The sequence below is a fragment of the uncultured Tenacibaculum sp. genome, assembly GCF_947495995.1.
Classification (GTDB): Bacteria; Bacteroidota; Bacteroidia; order Flavobacteriales; family Flavobacteriaceae; genus Polaribacter.
In genome coordinates this window covers 239,064-254,344 of record NZ_CANMAX010000002.1, presented here as the reverse complement: position 1 = coordinate 254,344, position 15,281 = coordinate 239,064, and the positions used below count along the sequence as shown (strand labels likewise).

Here is a 15,281-nt window from a genome sequence, read left to right as displayed (position 1 = left end):
CTAAAAATCAATGAAAAATAATTTCATAACTTAGTCAGATCAACCAAGTATCTTACGATGTTAAAACCTCTGTTCTGTTATATAGGTCTTTCTATATTTATATTTTCTTGTACCCAAAAGCAAGATGAAAAGAAGATTTTAAGTGAAATTAAAACTCTGCATAAAAAAGCCTTTAAGAATATAGATTCTACTTCTTTTAAATTAAATAGAGTAAGAACACTTGTTAAAAAACATAACATTCTAAGTGATTCTATAAAAGCTAAAAACGATTATATGTTTGCTAATTATTTTAAACGCAAGAGTATAAACGATTCTGCTTCTATTTATTTTCATAAAGCAAAAGATTATGTAAAAGATCATTTAAAAAACAGGAACGATTTCAGGTATTACGATAAGGCATGGAATTTTCATCTAGAACAAGGAAAATATGGAGATTGTTTTGCTATTGCAGAAAAATATAAAGCACTAACTTCTGAAAACGATCATTACTATCAATACATGATAGAAAACACATATAAAGCGACCAAAGAATATGGAAAAGCTTTACGTCATAATAAACTTCAAGTAAAAGCTTTATCTAAAATCAGAAATAGCAACCACAATATTAATGAAGCTTTAATTATTCGAGCACAATATTTATTTGAGCTAAGTAATAAAGAAAGAGGTTTTTATCTTCTAGACAGCCTAAGACAAATTGAAAAACAATTAAATAATCACACAAAACATAATTTGTATAGAGATTATGCTGTTAGAAAATATCAAGATAATAATTTTAAAGAAGCTCTTATTTTTTTCAAAAAAGGTATTTACTATCTTAAGAAAATTAAAAAAAATGCTACTAAAAAAAATGAAATTGCAGGATTATACAACAACATTTCAAACGCTTACATAAAACTGAAGGAGTTTAATTCTGCACGTATTTATATCGATTCTGCTATTGTTTTAACTAATCATGGTGTAAAGACAAATACTATTCGTAGTATTTTAAAAACAAAACTAAAACTCGATTTTTTATCTAATAAAGAAATTGATAACATCAATAATAGTTTAGATAGCTTGTATAGTTTTCAAGAAAACAGATACAATCAAAAAATTAAGACTGAGCTTTTAGATCTTAAAACTGCCACAGAAAATGAGCGTAAAATTTTAGCTGAGAAAAACGAACTAGAAATTAAAAGTATCAAGAGATTCTTCACTTTATTAGGCGTATCGTTACTAATAATTAGTATTGGATTTTTGTTCTACAAACAGCGCAAACATAATTTTGAAAAACAAAACCTATTAATGCAACAACGCTTATTAAGATTACAAATGAATCCGCATTTTACTTTTAATACATTGTATGCTATTCAAAATACAATTGAAGAAACTCCAAAACTTGCGACTAAATATCTTTTAAAATTCTCTAGGTTATTACGCTTGATCCTTGAAAATTCAACTCAAAATTATGTACAATTAAGTGAAGAAATAGAAGCTTTGCATAAGTATATCGATTTACAAGAACTCAGGTTTCCAAATCGATTTGATTTTGAAATTCAACTCAATGATATAGATGAAGATGATTTAATTTTTATTCCTCCAATGTTAATACAACCTATTATTGAAAATAGTATTGAACATGGTTTAACAGATATTAATAATAAAGGTAAAATTCAACTCAAATTAAGTCTATTGAAAAACACTTTAGCTTGCACTATTGAAGATAATGGAAAAGGGATACAAAACGCTAAAGACAACTCTAGGATTTCATCTACAAAATTGATAAGTAATTATTTAAAAAAGACTACGAAAAAAGAAATAATAATTAAAAACAAAACTAATGAAAATGGTGTGATTGTTAGTTTTGAAATACCATTTAAACTTACTGAAAAATGATTAGAGCTATAATAATTGATGATGAAGATCATGTACGAATAGATATCAGAAAAAGGATTCAAAATAACTTTTCAGATACATTAAACATTGTAGGTGAAGCTTCAAATATAGCATCTGCAAAACATATCATTGAAAAAGAAAAACCGAATTTACTTTTTTTAGATGTAAATTTAGGTCAAGAAACAGCTTTCGATTTACTACATCAATTAACGTATAAAAACTTCGAAATCATCTTTATCACAGGATACGACAAGCATGCAATTAAAGCCATAAAAGTTGGTGCATTAGACTATATTTTAAAACCAATTGATGATGATGAGTTAAACGAAGCTGTTCACAAAGCTGTTTCAGAAACTACAAATGAAACTTCGTTAGAAAAATCTATTGAAGTCTCTAATGAATACTTTAAAAATTTACAGGTTAATAAACGTGTTATTTTAAAAACTTCTGATAATGTGTTTGCTGTCTATGAGGATGATATTTTGTATTGTAAATCTGAAGGAAATTATACTACTTTTTATACTTCTATTTCTGAAAAAATAGTGATTACTAAATCTGCAAAAAAAGTAGCAGAAATACTATCTACTGAAAAGTTTGTTCGCTGTCATCAATCGTATATGGTGAATAAAAAACATGTTATTAAATACAGTAAAAAAGGTTTTTTAATGTTAAATAACGATATTAAAATTCCAGTTTCAACTAGAAGAAAAGAGTATACTCTTGATAAAATTTTTTAAAACACTTTTGAAAAAAACTAGAACGGTTTTTAAAAGTATAGAAACACTTTTGAAAATCATGTTTTTTCCTAACAGTAGAAATTATAACTTGAAAAGTGATTAAATAAAAAACCATACGTATGAAAATGTCAAAGTTATTGATTAGCTGTTTTCTATTCCTTTTTCTTTCTTGTGAAAGTAACACGGAAAACATAGAAACTATTGAATTAGAAAATGAAACAACAATTTTAAAAGGAAGAATAACAAACCTAGGCTCTATTGATCCACATACTGGTTTTCAAAAAAAACTTCAATGGGTATCTTATATTGCTGCTGAAGTAATTATGTCAGATTCCAGTTATCGCCAAGAAATATACAATTATTTACAAGGTCGTGAAACTGCAACTTTAGAAGAATTAATAGGACGCAATTCTACCTTAAACTTCAAAGATCAGTTTATTAGTATTCTTAGAGATTTTTTAAGTCTTTATCCTGGTAGAGATGAACCTGTTTTAGGAACACAATCTCCCCCTTTACCTATTATTACTTGTGATGAAGAGCTCGGTGAAGAATGTTTGGCTCCTATAAATGGAGATGTTACTGGTACATTAACAACAATATTTTTGACTTCCATTTTAGAGAATAATTGCATAGAATTATTTTTTCCTGATGGAATAAATCCGTTAGTAAATCAAAATTTACCGTTTTCTATAACTTCAACAGCACATCCTTTAAATTACGACGATTTTAATTACGGATTTTTGCATTCTTCTGTCAATTCAGCAACAAGTGACGATAACGGTGTTACAGAAATAAATCATGTAGATAATAATTATTTAAATACTGTAACAGATAATGTGATTGTAGCTAGACCATACACCAACAATTCAACATGTACATATCCAGAGTTTTTACTTATTAACCTTTCTGCATTTTTAAACTAAAACTTTGTTTCCCCGAAATTCAAATATGAGAAGAGCGTTGATTCGCTCTTTTTGTTTTTATAAATAATACGTTTTTGAAAAAAACAAGTGCGCTTTTGAAAACAGCATTGCTATACTTCATTCTAAAGTTAATATTTGATGTAAATAACTTTAAAAGTATAATTAGTATGAAAAAATCAATTTTAAATCTAGGAAAAAAGTTAAACAAACAACAGCAACAAGATGTTACTGGAGGAACTGTAATTCCAATCGGACTTGGAGAGGCAAAATGTCCAACTAATCCAAGATTATGTTTATGGAGAACTATGTGTGTACCATGTCACTTATAATAATTAATAACTCACTAAAAATAATTTCATGAAAAAATCAATATTAAATTTAGGAAAAGCTTTAAACAAGCAACAACAACAAGAAATTAGTGGAGGATTTGGTGCAACATGTCCACAATATTCTGCCTTACAATGTACAACTTGTGGTGGATTTTCATTACCTAACGGATGTTGTTTAGGTACAAGTGAAACTCACTGTTGTTTATCAGATATTTGCGAATAAATAAGTGTAATAAGAAAAAGGAAAACTTCTAAAAATTAATCATATGAAAAAATCAATTTTAAATCTCAAAGGCGCTAAAATCTTAAGCAAACAACAATTAAAATCTCTTAATGGAGGAGCTGATTGTTGGTACGAATGGGATTATTGTAGTAGTGGAAATTCTAACTGGGATTACTTTAATTATTGCATGCGTATGGTCGGATGCGGCGGTCAATTAGATGAAGAACAATAAAATTATAAGATATACTCTAACTTCAGAGTATATCTTTTTCAATTTATTTAACTGACAAACAATGTTTTTACGTAAATATTAACAATCTATATTTAATTCTTAATCTTAAAATTTTTAGTTTTAAGAGATCTTATCGCGAAGAATCAGACGTAAAGCTGTGAATGTCTTAAAACCATCACAGAATATTAATTTTTCAACTAAATAAAAATGAAAAAAGTATTCGAAATCGGAAAAAAATTAAGCAAGAAAAAACAATTAGAAATCTTAGGAGGATTTGGATCTGTTCCAATAGCTTCTACTTGCGATTATCATTCGTTAAGAGCTTGTCAGCGTTCTTGTACAAATCCTAACACTGTATGCGGACCTTGTCTAGACAATAATCCTATACCTGGAACTTACGAATGTAGATTTAATGGTTTCTAAAAATCATAAAACAACAAACGGTGAACTTTTTTGTTCACCGTTTTATTTTTTCTATTCTTCCCTATTTACTAATTCAATAGAAAAAGCAGGTAAACAAACCGCTAAATACTCACAAGGTTCATCAAAAGGATTCGAATATTGAACTCTTACATTTTTTTCAATTTTTATCGATTGTCCCATTTCTAAAACTATGGTTTCACCATTTACAATAAATTGTTTCTTTCCTTTTATTATATATGTATACTCCTCAAATTCTGGTGTTTGAAAAGGCTCACTCCAACCTGGAGGTGCAACCATGTGTGCAACACTTACCTTATCATTTCCATCTGTTGCCTTTCCAAAATGCTCTTCTATTAATTTACCATCTGTAGTTGGAACCACAAATGGAGACTTTTGAATTGTATATTTTTTTCCCATTAGATAAATTTTATATAACAAATTTAAAAAACGGAATATAGTTTGTGCTATATATAAGACATAAATTAATTATAACTAAACAACTGAAATAAGATGTAGTTTTGCTACATTTGTCGCGTTTTTATCAGTCAGTTTTCTGAGAAAATGACAAGTTGACATTTAACGTATATCGATGGAAGAAAAAAAATTTGATTTCAACTCATTCATAGGAATGTTATTATTAGGTGGTATCTTTTTATGGTACTTCAATACCAACAAGTCCGATGTTGAGGCTGAAAAATCTAACACTACTCAAACAGAACAAACTACTACAGTAAATCCAGTAACTAATACTGCTGATACTAAAGACCTTGTAGTTAATGATTCATTACAAAAAATTGCTTTAAAAAATCAGTTAGGAGCTTTTGCTCATAGTGCAATTAATGGAAAAGATGGTGAAACTGTAATTGAAAATGATGTAATTCAGTTAACTATTAGTAATAAAGGTGGACAAATTACAAAAGCCTTAGTAAAGAACTTTAAAACTTACGACTCTTTACCATTACACATTATTAACGATAAGAATGCGAACTTTAATATCAATTTTGGTACTACAGACAATCGCACTTTAAATACTCAAGATTTATTATTCGAGCCAAAAGAAACTAAAAATGGAGAGAATACAGTACTTTCTATGAAACTTAAGGTTTCTGACAGTCAGTTTTTAGAGTATCGTTACGAAATTAAACCAAACGATTATAGAATTGGTTTTGCTGTTCGTTCTCAAGGTTTAAGTAATGTTATTAATAGTTCTCAAGACATTAATTTAGATTGGAACTTAAAATCTTTACGTAAAGAAAAAAGTATGCGTACAGAAAATATGTACACATATTACTATTATAAAGAAGATGGTGATGTTGAATATCTTCAAATGAAAGATGATGAAGTTGGTAACGATGTAGAATGGGTAGCTTATAAGCAACATTTCTTCTCTAGTGCTTTATTAACTGATACGCCTTTTAACGATGCTAAATTAAAATCTGTTGATTATTTAGGTGAAGATCAAGATAGCGTTTACACTAAAACATTTAGCTTAAAAGCTCCATTAGCATTAAAGAATGGTGAATTAAATTATAATATGGAATGGTATTACGGACCAACAGATTATAATTTATTAAGTACTTATGAAGGAACTGATTTAAATGAAATTTCTGATTTAGGTTGGGGAATTTTCGGATTCTTAAACAGAACTATTTTCTATCCTGTATTTAATGTATTAAAAGGATTCTTAGGAAACTATGGTCTTATCATTATTTTAATGACAATTGTTGTTAGAATCATTTTATCTCCAGTATTATATAAGTCTTACTTATCTAGTGCTAAAATGAAAGTTATTCGTCCAGAAATGGAAGAAATCAACAAAAAATATCCTGGTTCTGAAAACGCAATGAAGCGTCAACAAGAAACTATGGCTGTACAACGTAAAGCTGGTGTAAGTATGATGTCTGGTTGTATTCCAGCACTATTACAAATGCCTGTATTCTTTGCTTTATTTAAGTTTTTCCCAACGAATATAGATTTCCGTCAGAAGGCTTTCTTATGGGCAAACGATTTATCTTCTTATGATATCGTAGCTAAACTTCCGTTTAAAATTCCATTTTACGGAGACCACATTAGTTTGTTCCCAATTTTAGCTTCTATTGCTATTTTCTTCTACATGAAAATGAACCAAAGTCAGCAATCTGCTATGCAAGCACCACCTCAAGAAGGTATGCCAGACATGAGTAAAATGATGAAGTACATGATCTACTTCTCTCCTATCATGATGTTATTCTTCTTTAATAACTATGCAAGTGGATTAAGTTTATATTACTTTGTTTCTAACTTATTAACGATTGCTATTATGTTCGTAATTAAGAACTATGTAATCGATGAGAAGAAGATTCATGCACAAATTGAAGAAAATAAAAAGAAACCAGTTAAAAAGAGCAAGTTTAGAGAGCGTTTAGATGCTGCAATGAAACAAGCTCAAGAACAACAAGAAGCACAACGTAGAGCTTCTCAAAAGAAGAAATAAACTAGAAGTTTATATATACAGAAAAAGCCACATCTTAGATGTGGCTTTTTTATTTTAGATTATAGTTTTTAAAACTAACTATTGCTTTTTTGGAACTTAAGTTTTTCTGATCTTCCTTTTTTGAAAATCTTATTACTTGCATGTTTTCCTTTACGTAAAGCTTTTTGCTCTTCAAATGGTAAATGAATTATTTCTTGACATTCAGGTGAACAAGTATTCTCCATTTTCTCTGCACACTCATCACATTGAATAAATAATAAATGGCAACCTTCATTAGCACAATTGGTATGTGTATCACAAGGTTTACCACATTGATGACAATTAGAAATTACATCATCAGAAATACGTTCAGCTCTTCTGTGATCAAATACAAAGTTCTTTCCTAAAAACTTATTTTCTAATCCTTCAGACTTTACTTGTCTTGTATATTCAATAATTCCTCCTTCTAATTGGAAAACATTTTTAAAACCTTTATGCTTGTAATATGCTGAGGCTTTTTCACAACGAATACCTCCAGTACAATACATTAATAAGTTTTTATCTTCCTTATGTTCTTTTAAATCTTCTTCAATAATATCTAAAGAATCTCTAAATGTATCTACATCTGGTGTAACCGCACCTTTAAAATGTCCTATTTCACTCTCATAATGATTACGCATATCTACGCAAACAGTATTAGGATCTTCTAACATTTTATTAAACTCATCAGCAGATAAATGCACTCCTTTATTCGTCACATCAAATGTGTTATCACTTAAACCATCAGCAACGATTTTCTTTCTAACTTTTACTTTAAGTTTTAAGAAAGATTTATTGTCTTGCTCTACGGCAACATTAAGTCTAATATCTTTTAGGAAAGAAATACTATCTAATTGTTCTTTTAAAGCTAAAAAGTTTTCTGCTGGAACAGAAATTTGTGCATTAATACCTTCGTAAGAAACATAAGTTCTACCAAGAACATCTAATGCATTCCATTCAATAAATAATTTATCTCTAAATATTTGTGGATTTTCTATCTTAAAGTATTGATAGAAAGAAATAGTAATACGGTCTTTTCCCGCTTCGTCAATTAATTTAGCGCGTTCTTCAGCGCTTAACTTGTTGTACAGTTGCATGCTATACCTTTTTAAGTTAAACAATATTTTAGGCTGCAAATGTACAGAATTTTAGTTTTTATTTGCAAGACATCATTTTGTTTAAATTTAAACAATCTGTGAATTTTCTACACTTAAAGTATTGTTTTAAAACTTTTTTTATTGAAATTTGTAGTAAGAAATTAAAAATCAAAGTATAAAAAATATATTTCATCATGAGAGTAGCTGTAGTCGGTGCAACAGGAATGGTAGGTAATGTAATGTTACAAATTTTAGAAGAAAGAAACTTTAATATTAGCGAGTTATATTTAGTTGCTTCAGAACGTTCTGTAGGAAAGGAAATGACTTTTAAAGGAAATACCTATAACGTAATTGGATTACAAGATGCAGTGAATTTAAAACCAGATATTGCTTTATTTTCTGCTGGTGGAAGCACTTCTTTAGAGTGGGCTCCTAAATTTGCTGAAGTAGGTACAACTGTAATTGATAATTCTTCTGCTTGGAGAATGGATCCTACTAAAAAGTTAGTAGTACCGGAAATTAACGCTAATGAATTAACTGAAAGCGATAAAATTATTGCTAATCCAAACTGTTCTACAATTCAAATGGTAATGGCTTTAGCTCCTTTACATGCGAAATATGATATGAAAAGATTAGTAATTTCTACATATCAATCTATTACAGGAACTGGTGTAAAAGCGGTACAACAATTAGAGAATGAAGTGAATGGTGTTGAAGGAGAAAGTGCTTATCCTCACCCAATTCATAAAAATGCTTTACCACATTGCGATGTTTTTGAAGAAGCTGGTTACACTAAAGAAGAATTAAAGTTAACTAGAGAGACTCATAAAATATTAAATGATGCTAGTATTGGAATTACGGCAACTGCTGTTAGAATTCCTGTTGTTGGTGGTCATTCAGAATCTGTAAATATTGAATTTGAAAATGATTTTGAACTTAATGAAGTTAGACAAATTTTATCTGAAACACCAGGAGTAATTGTTCAAGACAATATTGAAAATAATGAGTATCCAATGCCTTTAAACGCACATGGTAAAGACGAAGTATTTGTTGGGCGTATTCGTAGAGATTTATCACAAGCTAACACTTTAAATCTTTGGATAGTTTCTGATAATTTAAGAAAAGGAGCGGCAACTAACGCTGTTCAAATTGCAGAATATTTAGTGAGTAAAAACTTAATTAAAAATCCTGTTACTGCATAATTTCAGTACAAATATAAATAGTATTAAAATCCTACTTTCACCAGTAGGATTTTTTATTTTTGAACTATGAATGATATTAAAGAAATAGTTGATAATACTATCGCACACGTTAAAGATGTTTTACAAGGTGCAGAAGGCGGACATGATTTTTTCCATATTGAACGCGTATATAAAAATGCTATGAAAATAGCTACTAAAGAAGAGAAAGGGAATCTACTTGTTGTTGCTTTAGGTGCTTTATTACATGATATTGCAGATAGTAAATTTCATAACGGAGATGAAACTATTGGTCCTAAGAAAGCAAAAGTTTTTTTAGAAGATCAAAAAGTTGATAACGAAACAATTACTCATGTGATAAAAATTATTGAAAATATATCATTTAAAGGTGGAAATTTCGAACAAGCATTTAAGTCAATTGAATTAGATATTGTTCAAGATGCAGATCGTTTAGATGCTATAGGCGCTATAGGAATAGCTAGATGTTTTAATTATGGTGGATTTAAAAATAGAGCTTTATACGACCCAGAAATAAAGCCAAATTTAAATATGTCTAAAGAAGAGTATAAAAAATCTACAGCTCCAACTATAAATCATTTTTATGAGAAACTTTTACTTTTGAAAGACAAAATGAATACAAATTCTGGAAAACTTATGGCAGAACAACGTCATGAATATATGGAGAGCTTTCTACAGCAATTCTATAACGAATGGAATGCAGAGATATAATACAAAGTTTTTCTAAAATTTGATTACTAGAGAGCTTAATTTTATAGTAAACATTTAGCAATAATTGAGCGCAACTCTTCATTTACAAGTTCAATTGTTTCTAATTCTATTTCTGAAATCCATATGATTTCACGGGTGTTTTTAGGTTTAATATAATTAAACTCTCCACTAAAAGTAATTGAGTAATAAGAAACTTTTTTTTTAATAGTTTTATTTTCTGATATAAAAGAGTAAGCAATCTCTCCTACTTTGTCTCCTAATACTAAGTCATTAATAATACCTACTTCTTCTTTACATTCTCGGATTGCTGCCTGTGATTCACTTTCACCTTGTTCGATATGTCCTTTAGGTAATTCAAATCCATTCTTTCTTACACGAATAAGTAAAACCTCTTCATTTTTATTATCTACTTTACGGAAGATCACTCCTCCAGAAGAGTATTCTTTAACTATTTTCATTATCTTTTTTTAAGTTTATATAATGCTAAATCATTTTTAAATTTAATTCAAATAAAAAAAGCTCAACGTAACGTTGAGCTTTTTTTATTTATGTTCTTATGAAACTATGCTTCGAATGGAAGAATAGAAACATATGATCTGTTGTCTCTTTTCTTTTGGAATTTAACAACACCATCAACTTTAGCGTGTAAAGTATGATCTTTCCCCATGTAAACATTTTCACCTGGGTAATGTTGAGTTCCTCTTTGACGAACAATAATGTTACCTGCGATAGCAGCTTGTCCTCCAAATATTTTTACTCCTAAACGTTTCGATTCCGATTCACGACCGTTCTTCGAACTACCGACACCTTTCTTATGAGCCATCTTTCTAAGTTTTTTAAATTAATTATTATTAACTTAAAGCTTCAATTAATTCAGCTTTCTTTAAAGAAGTATATCCAGTAATACCTCTTTCTTTAGCAAGAGCTTTTAACTCTGCAACTGTCATAGAACTTAGTTCTTTGTTGTCTGCATTTGCTTCTTTAGCTGGTGCTTCCTTAGCCTCTACTTTTGGTTCAGCTTTAGCTTTCTTAGTTGCTTTAACTCCTGAAGCAGCAATACTTTCGATTTGTATTTCACTTAAGTACTGACGGTGACCATTTTTCTTCTTGTAACCTTTTCTTCTTTTCTTTTTGAAAACGATTACTTTGTCTCCTTTTAAGTGTCCTAAAATCTTTGCAGTTACACCTGCACCTTCTATAGCTGGGGCGCCAATAGTTACGTTTCCATTGTCATCGATTAACATTACCTTATCGAAAGTTACTGTAGAACCTTCTGTTTCTGGTAAACGGTGAACGTAAACTTTTTGGTCTTTTGCTACTTTAAACTGCTGCCCTGCTATCTCTACGATTGCGTACATACGAATTTGTTTTGCGTTTATTTTTAATTAATTAACACATTTCTTCGCGAAATGCGGGTGCAAATATACATTTTTAATTCTGTATTACAATGCATTATATTAATAAAAATCACAAATAATAACTATACCTATAATAGTCCGTATCTTTACCAAAATCTAAAATACAATAAAAATTAAATTATTTTAAAAAACAGTGTAACATTTTGATTTATGCGACGTCAAACTCCCAAATCACTGAAAAAAACAAATTTTAACTAATGAAAAAAACAATATTAACTCTAGCTACTGTGGCTGCTATTTTCTCAGCTAAAGCACAGAAAGTAGAATTTGAAGAGTACGATTTAAACAACGGTATGCATGTTATTTTGCATAAAGATAACTCTGCTCCTGTTGTTATAACTTCAGTCATGTATCATGTTGGGGCTAAAGATGAGCAACCAGACAGAACAGGTATGGCCCACTTCTTTGAACATTTATTATTTGAAGGAACTAAGAATATTAAGAAAGGAGAATGGTTCAAAATTGTTTCTGGTAATGGAGGTAGAAATAATGCAAACACAACTGATGATAGAACATATTATTATGAAATCTTTCCTTCTAACAATTTAGAATTAGGGTTATGGATGGAATCTGAGCGTTTATTACATCCTATTATCAAACAAGATGGTGTTGATACACAAAATGAAGTTGTTAAAGAAGAGAAAAGACAAAGAGTAGATAACAGACCATATTCTCGTTTTCAAGAAAACGTAAAAAAGCATATGTTCAAAAAGCATCCTTATAAAGGAACTACTATTGGTAAAATGGAGCATTTAGATGCTGCTACTTTAGAAGAATTTTTAGCTTTCAATAAAAAGTTTTATGTACCAAACAACGCTACTTTAGTTGTTGCTGGTGACATAGATGTAAGAGAAGCTAAAAAATTAATCAAAGAATATTTTGGAAGAATTCCAAGAGGAAAAGATATTGAAAGAAATTTTCCTAAAGAAGATCCTATTACGGAAACAATTCAAGCAAAAGCTTACGACCCTAACATTCAAATTCCAGCTATTGCCTTAGCATATAGAACTCCTTCTATGAAAACTAAAGATGCTAGAATTTTAGATATGATTTCTTCATACTTAAGTGTTGGTAAAAGTTCTGTACTATATAAAAAATTAGTTGATAGTAAAAAAGTGGCTCTTCAAGCTGGTGCTTTTAGTAACAGTCAAGAAGACTATGGTACTTACATTGTATATGCTTTACCTTTAGGAAAGGTATCTCTTGGCGATTTAACAAAAGAAATTGATGAAGAAATTGTAAAACTTCAAAATGAATTAATTTCAGAAAAAGACTATCAAAAATTACAAAATCAGTTTGAAAATAGATTTGTAAGTTCAAACTCTAGTGTTGAAGGAATAGCTGGTTCTTTAGCTACATACAACATGTTATATGGAGATACTAATTTAATAAATACTGAAATTGATATTTACAGATCAATTACAAGAGAAGATATTAGAAATATTGCTAAAAAATATTTGAATCCTAATCAAAGATTAGTGATGGAATATTTACCAGAAAACAAGAAATAATTTCAATATCAAAAAGAACGAAACAATATCATGAAAACAAAAATATTATCATTCGTAGCTATTTTAGCAATTGCTTTTGCTACAAATGCACAAAGAGATTTAAACAAGCAACCTAAAACAGGTCCTGCTCCTAAAGTTAAATTAGGTAAACCTATTAAATTTTCATTAGCAAACGGTTTAAAGGTTATTATGGTTGAAAATCATAAGTTACCTAGAGTATCAGCTAGTTTAACAATTGATAACAAACCATATTTTGAAGGTAATAAAGCTGGAGTTTCTGGTTTAATGGGTGGTTTATTAGGAAATGGTACTACAAATATTTCTAAAGATGAATTCAATGAGAAAGTTGATTACTTAGGAGCCAATGTAGGATTTTCAAGTAATGGTGCTTTTGCTGCTTCATTAAAAAAATATTTTCCTGAAATTTTAGGTTTAATGGCAGATGGAGTTAAAAATTCTGTTTTTTCTAAAGATGAATTCGATAAACAAGTAGAAAGAACTTTAGAAAATTTAAAGAATAATGAAAAAAATGTTCCTTCCATAGCAAGACGTGTTCAAGATTATTTAACTTATGGTAAAAATCACCCTTTTGGAGAGTACACTACTCCAAAATCTATCAAGAATATTACTTTAGAGGATATTAAAAATAACTATAACACCTACTACAGACCGAATAATGCGTATTTAGTTATTGTTGGAGATTTTAATCCGAAGAAAACTAAAAAGCTAATTAAAAAGTTATTTAGCGATTGGAAAAAAGGAACAATTCCTGCTTACACAATTCCTAAGACTTCAAATCCTGCTACTACAGAAATTAACTTTATTGACATGCCAAATGCAGTACAATCTGAAATTGCTGTAATTAATAATGTTGATTTAACTTTAGGTGATAAAGATTATTATGCTGGTTTATTAGCAAACAACATTTTAGGTGGTGGTGGAACTGCACGTTTATTTATGAATTTACGTGAAGATAAAGGTTACACTTATGGTTCATATTCTGGCTTAAGACAAGATAAATACGCTGGTACTTTTAGAGCTACTGCTAGTGTTCGTAATATGGTAACTGATAGCGCTGTTGTTGAATTACAAAAGGAAATTAAGAAAATTCGTTTCGAGAAAGTTACAGCAGAAGAATTAAAAAATGCAAAAGCTAAATATGTTGGTGATTTTGTAATGGATGTACAAAAACCTAACACTGTTGCTCTCTACGCATTAAATATTGCACGTTACAATTTACCAGAAGACTTCTATGAAAACTATTTAAGCTACATTAATAATGTAACATTAGAAGATGTTCAAAATGCTGCTAAAAAGTATTTCAAGGGAGATAATGCTAGAATTTTTATTACAGGTAAAGGTTCTGATGTTTTAGGAAACCTTGAAAAAACGACTAAATACCCTATTAAGTATTTTGACAAAAACGGTAATACTACTTCTAAACCAAAAATGGGTAAAAAGATTCCAGTTGGAGTTACTAAGGAAACAGTATTAAATAAATATTTTGATGCAATTGGTGGAAAAGACAAAGTTAAAGGTCTTAACACTACATTATTAGAATATGAAGCTGATTTAGGAAACGGAAAAGTTACTACTACAGAAAAAAGAAATGCTACTCATTTTGGAACTAAAACAACTATGAATGGTTCACCTGTAGCTAATGTAGTTGTGAGTAAAGACGCTCTTAAAATGAACGGACAAACTTTGCCAGTTCCTGGGATGAGTGAAGAAATGAGTGTTGTTTTAGGTGCTTTACCTGAAATTGGATTACTAAACAACTCTGAAGTAGAGTTAACTGGAATAGAAAATGTAGACGGAAAAGAAGCTTATGTATTATCTAAGAAAGGAAAAATAGTTTCTTATACATTCTATTTTGACACTAAAACAGGTTTAAAGATTAAAGAATTACAAAATGTAGCTTTTGGTGGAAGAAACCAAAAACAAGAAGCTACTTTTAGTGATTATAAAGATTTTAATGGAGTGAAGTTTGCTACTAAAAAAATAGGATCTTTTGGACCTCAAAAAGCTACTTTTACATTAAAGAATGCTAAAGTAAATGAAGGTGTTTCTGACGCTGATTTCAAATAAGAAATC

The 15,281-nt window shown here is 29.3% G+C and carries 17 protein-coding genes; 12 read left to right on the top strand and 5 right to left on the bottom strand.

Annotated features, from left to right (window positions below):
• Positions 1–57: 57 nt before the first annotated feature.
• From Q1A15_RS06240 to Q1A15_RS06210, 7 genes are all read left to right on the top strand, one after another.
• On the top strand, positions 58–1,875 hold the full coding sequence (locus Q1A15_RS06240; RefSeq protein ID WP_299620492.1) for a histidine kinase: 1,818 nt from the start codon (positions 58–60) through the stop codon (positions 1,873–1,875).
• Entirely contained in the window at positions 1,872–2,612 is a 741-nt protein-coding gene (locus tag Q1A15_RS06235; RefSeq protein WP_299620489.1) for a LytTR family DNA-binding domain-containing protein, read from the top strand. The genes Q1A15_RS06240 and Q1A15_RS06235 overlap by 4 nt, the downstream gene beginning before the upstream one ends.
• Before the next feature lie 119 nt (positions 2,613–2,731).
• Positions 2,732–3,535 carry a hypothetical protein gene (locus tag Q1A15_RS06230; protein ID WP_299620486.1) on the top strand — a complete coding sequence of 268 codons (804 nt, stop codon included), beginning with the start codon at positions 2,732–2,734 and terminating at the stop codon, positions 3,533–3,535.
• Positions 3,536–3,702: 167 nt separating this feature from the next.
• On the top strand, positions 3,703–3,864 hold the full coding sequence (locus Q1A15_RS06225; RefSeq protein WP_299620483.1) for a hypothetical protein: 162 nt from the start codon (positions 3,703–3,705) through the stop codon (positions 3,862–3,864).
• Between the two features lie 28 nt (positions 3,865–3,892).
• The gene (locus Q1A15_RS06220; RefSeq protein ID WP_299620480.1) at positions 3,893–4,087 is read left to right on the top strand and encodes a hypothetical protein; all 195 of its coding nucleotides are present in this window, start codon (positions 3,893–3,895) and stop codon (positions 4,085–4,087) included.
• 43 nt (positions 4,088–4,130) lie between these two features.
• The gene (locus Q1A15_RS06215; RefSeq protein WP_299620477.1) at positions 4,131–4,319 is read left to right on the top strand and encodes a hypothetical protein; all 189 of its coding nucleotides are present in this window, start codon (positions 4,131–4,133) and stop codon (positions 4,317–4,319) included.
• Positions 4,320–4,526: 207 nt separating this feature from the next.
• Positions 4,527–4,742 carry a hypothetical protein gene (locus tag Q1A15_RS06210; RefSeq protein ID WP_299620475.1) on the top strand — a complete coding sequence of 72 codons (216 nt, stop codon included), beginning with the start codon at positions 4,527–4,529 and terminating at the stop codon, positions 4,740–4,742.
• A 51-nt stretch (positions 4,743–4,793) separates the two neighbouring features.
• On the opposite strand, the gene Q1A15_RS06205 is transcribed toward Q1A15_RS06210, so the two are convergent.
• On the bottom strand, positions 4,794–5,159 hold the full coding sequence (locus Q1A15_RS06205) for a cupin domain-containing protein (RefSeq protein ID WP_299620472.1): 366 nt from the start codon (positions 5,157–5,159) through the stop codon (positions 4,794–4,796).
• A 172-nt stretch (positions 5,160–5,331) separates the two neighbouring features.
• On the opposite strand from Q1A15_RS06205, the gene yidC reads away from it, so the two are divergent.
• On the top strand, positions 5,332–7,215 hold the full coding sequence (yidC, locus tag Q1A15_RS06200) for a membrane protein insertase YidC (protein WP_299620469.1): 1,884 nt from the start codon (positions 5,332–5,334) through the stop codon (positions 7,213–7,215).
• 74 nt (positions 7,216–7,289) lie between these two features.
• On the opposite strand, the gene Q1A15_RS06195 is transcribed toward yidC, so the two are convergent.
• Positions 7,290–8,330 carry a rhodanese-related sulfurtransferase gene (locus Q1A15_RS06195; protein WP_299620466.1) on the bottom strand — a complete coding sequence of 347 codons (1,041 nt, stop codon included), beginning with the start codon at positions 8,328–8,330 and terminating at the stop codon, positions 7,290–7,292.
• 194 nt (positions 8,331–8,524) lie between these two features.
• Here Q1A15_RS06195 and Q1A15_RS06190 point away from each other — a divergent pair, with 194 nt between their 5' ends.
• Together Q1A15_RS06190 and Q1A15_RS06185 are read left to right on the top strand one after the other, a co-directional pair.
• Positions 8,525–9,532, top strand: a complete 1,008-nt coding sequence (locus tag Q1A15_RS06190) for an aspartate-semialdehyde dehydrogenase (RefSeq protein ID WP_299620463.1) — start codon at positions 8,525–8,527, stop codon at positions 9,530–9,532.
• A gap of 66 nt (positions 9,533–9,598) precedes the next feature.
• Complete coding sequence (locus Q1A15_RS06185) at positions 9,599–10,258, top strand: HD domain-containing protein (protein WP_299620460.1); 660 nt, start codon at positions 9,599–9,601, stop codon at positions 10,256–10,258.
• Between the two features lie 41 nt (positions 10,259–10,299).
• On the opposite strand, the gene Q1A15_RS06180 is transcribed toward Q1A15_RS06185, so the two are convergent.
• From Q1A15_RS06180 to rplU, 3 genes are all read right to left on the bottom strand, one after another.
• On the bottom strand, positions 10,300–10,716 hold the full coding sequence (locus tag Q1A15_RS06180; protein ID WP_299620457.1) for an NUDIX domain-containing protein: 417 nt from the start codon (positions 10,714–10,716) through the stop codon (positions 10,300–10,302).
• Between the two features lie 104 nt (positions 10,717–10,820).
• Positions 10,821–11,081, bottom strand: coding sequence for a 50S ribosomal protein L27 (gene rpmA / locus Q1A15_RS06175; RefSeq protein WP_299620454.1), 261 nt, complete (start codon positions 11,079–11,081; stop codon positions 10,821–10,823).
• Positions 11,082–11,109: 28 nt separating this feature from the next.
• Positions 11,110–11,616: a 50S ribosomal protein L21 gene (rplU, locus tag Q1A15_RS06170; RefSeq protein ID WP_299620451.1), complete on the bottom strand. Its 507-nt coding sequence runs from the start codon at positions 11,614–11,616 to the stop codon at positions 11,110–11,112.
• A gap of 257 nt (positions 11,617–11,873) precedes the next feature.
• On the opposite strand from rplU, the gene Q1A15_RS06165 reads away from it, so the two are divergent.
• Both Q1A15_RS06165 and Q1A15_RS06160 read left to right on the top strand, forming a co-directional pair.
• Positions 11,874–13,187 (top strand): pitrilysin family protein, encoded by a 1,314-nt coding sequence (locus Q1A15_RS06165; RefSeq protein ID WP_299620448.1) that lies wholly within the window; start codon positions 11,874–11,876, stop codon positions 13,185–13,187.
• Between the two features lie 30 nt (positions 13,188–13,217).
• Positions 13,218–15,275, top strand: coding sequence for an insulinase family protein (locus Q1A15_RS06160; RefSeq protein ID WP_299620445.1), 2,058 nt, complete (start codon positions 13,218–13,220; stop codon positions 15,273–15,275).
• Positions 15,276–15,281: the final 6 nt, after the last annotated feature.

Coding starts and splice junctions, on each gene's coding strand:
- Q1A15_RS06215 (WP_299620477.1), top strand. CDS start 4,131: ATGAAAAAATCAATTTTAAATCTCAAAGGCGCTAAAATCTTAAGCAAA.
- Q1A15_RS06205 (WP_299620472.1), bottom strand. CDS start 5,159: ATGGGAAAAAAATATACAATTCAAAAGTCTCCATTTGTGGTTCCAACT.
- Q1A15_RS06180 (WP_299620457.1), bottom strand. CDS start 10,716: ATGAAAATAGTTAAAGAATACTCTTCTGGAGGAGTGATCTTCCGTAAA.
- yidC (WP_299620469.1), top strand. CDS start 5,332: ATGGAAGAAAAAAAATTTGATTTCAACTCATTCATAGGAATGTTATTA.
- Q1A15_RS06165 (WP_299620448.1), top strand. CDS start 11,874: ATGAAAAAAACAATATTAACTCTAGCTACTGTGGCTGCTATTTTCTCA.
- Q1A15_RS06230 (WP_299620486.1), top strand. CDS start 2,732: ATGAAAATGTCAAAGTTATTGATTAGCTGTTTTCTATTCCTTTTTCTT.
- Q1A15_RS06235 (WP_299620489.1), top strand. CDS start 1,872: ATGATTAGAGCTATAATAATTGATGATGAAGATCATGTACGAATAGAT.
- Q1A15_RS06220 (WP_299620480.1), top strand. CDS start 3,893: ATGAAAAAATCAATATTAAATTTAGGAAAAGCTTTAAACAAGCAACAA.
- Q1A15_RS06210 (WP_299620475.1), top strand. CDS start 4,527: ATGAAAAAAGTATTCGAAATCGGAAAAAAATTAAGCAAGAAAAAACAA.
- Q1A15_RS06195 (WP_299620466.1), bottom strand. CDS start 8,330: ATGCAACTGTACAACAAGTTAAGCGCTGAAGAACGCGCTAAATTAATT.
- Q1A15_RS06160 (WP_299620445.1), top strand. CDS start 13,218: ATGAAAACAAAAATATTATCATTCGTAGCTATTTTAGCAATTGCTTTT.
- Q1A15_RS06240 (WP_299620492.1), top strand. CDS start 58: ATGTTAAAACCTCTGTTCTGTTATATAGGTCTTTCTATATTTATATTT.
- rpmA (WP_299620454.1), bottom strand. CDS start 11,081: ATGGCTCATAAGAAAGGTGTCGGTAGTTCGAAGAACGGTCGTGAATCG.
- Q1A15_RS06185 (WP_299620460.1), top strand. CDS start 9,599: ATGAATGATATTAAAGAAATAGTTGATAATACTATCGCACACGTTAAA.
- Q1A15_RS06190 (WP_299620463.1), top strand. CDS start 8,525: ATGAGAGTAGCTGTAGTCGGTGCAACAGGAATGGTAGGTAATGTAATG.
- Q1A15_RS06225 (WP_299620483.1), top strand. CDS start 3,703: ATGAAAAAATCAATTTTAAATCTAGGAAAAAAGTTAAACAAACAACAG.
- rplU (WP_299620451.1), bottom strand. CDS start 11,616: ATGTACGCAATCGTAGAGATAGCAGGGCAGCAGTTTAAAGTAGCAAAA.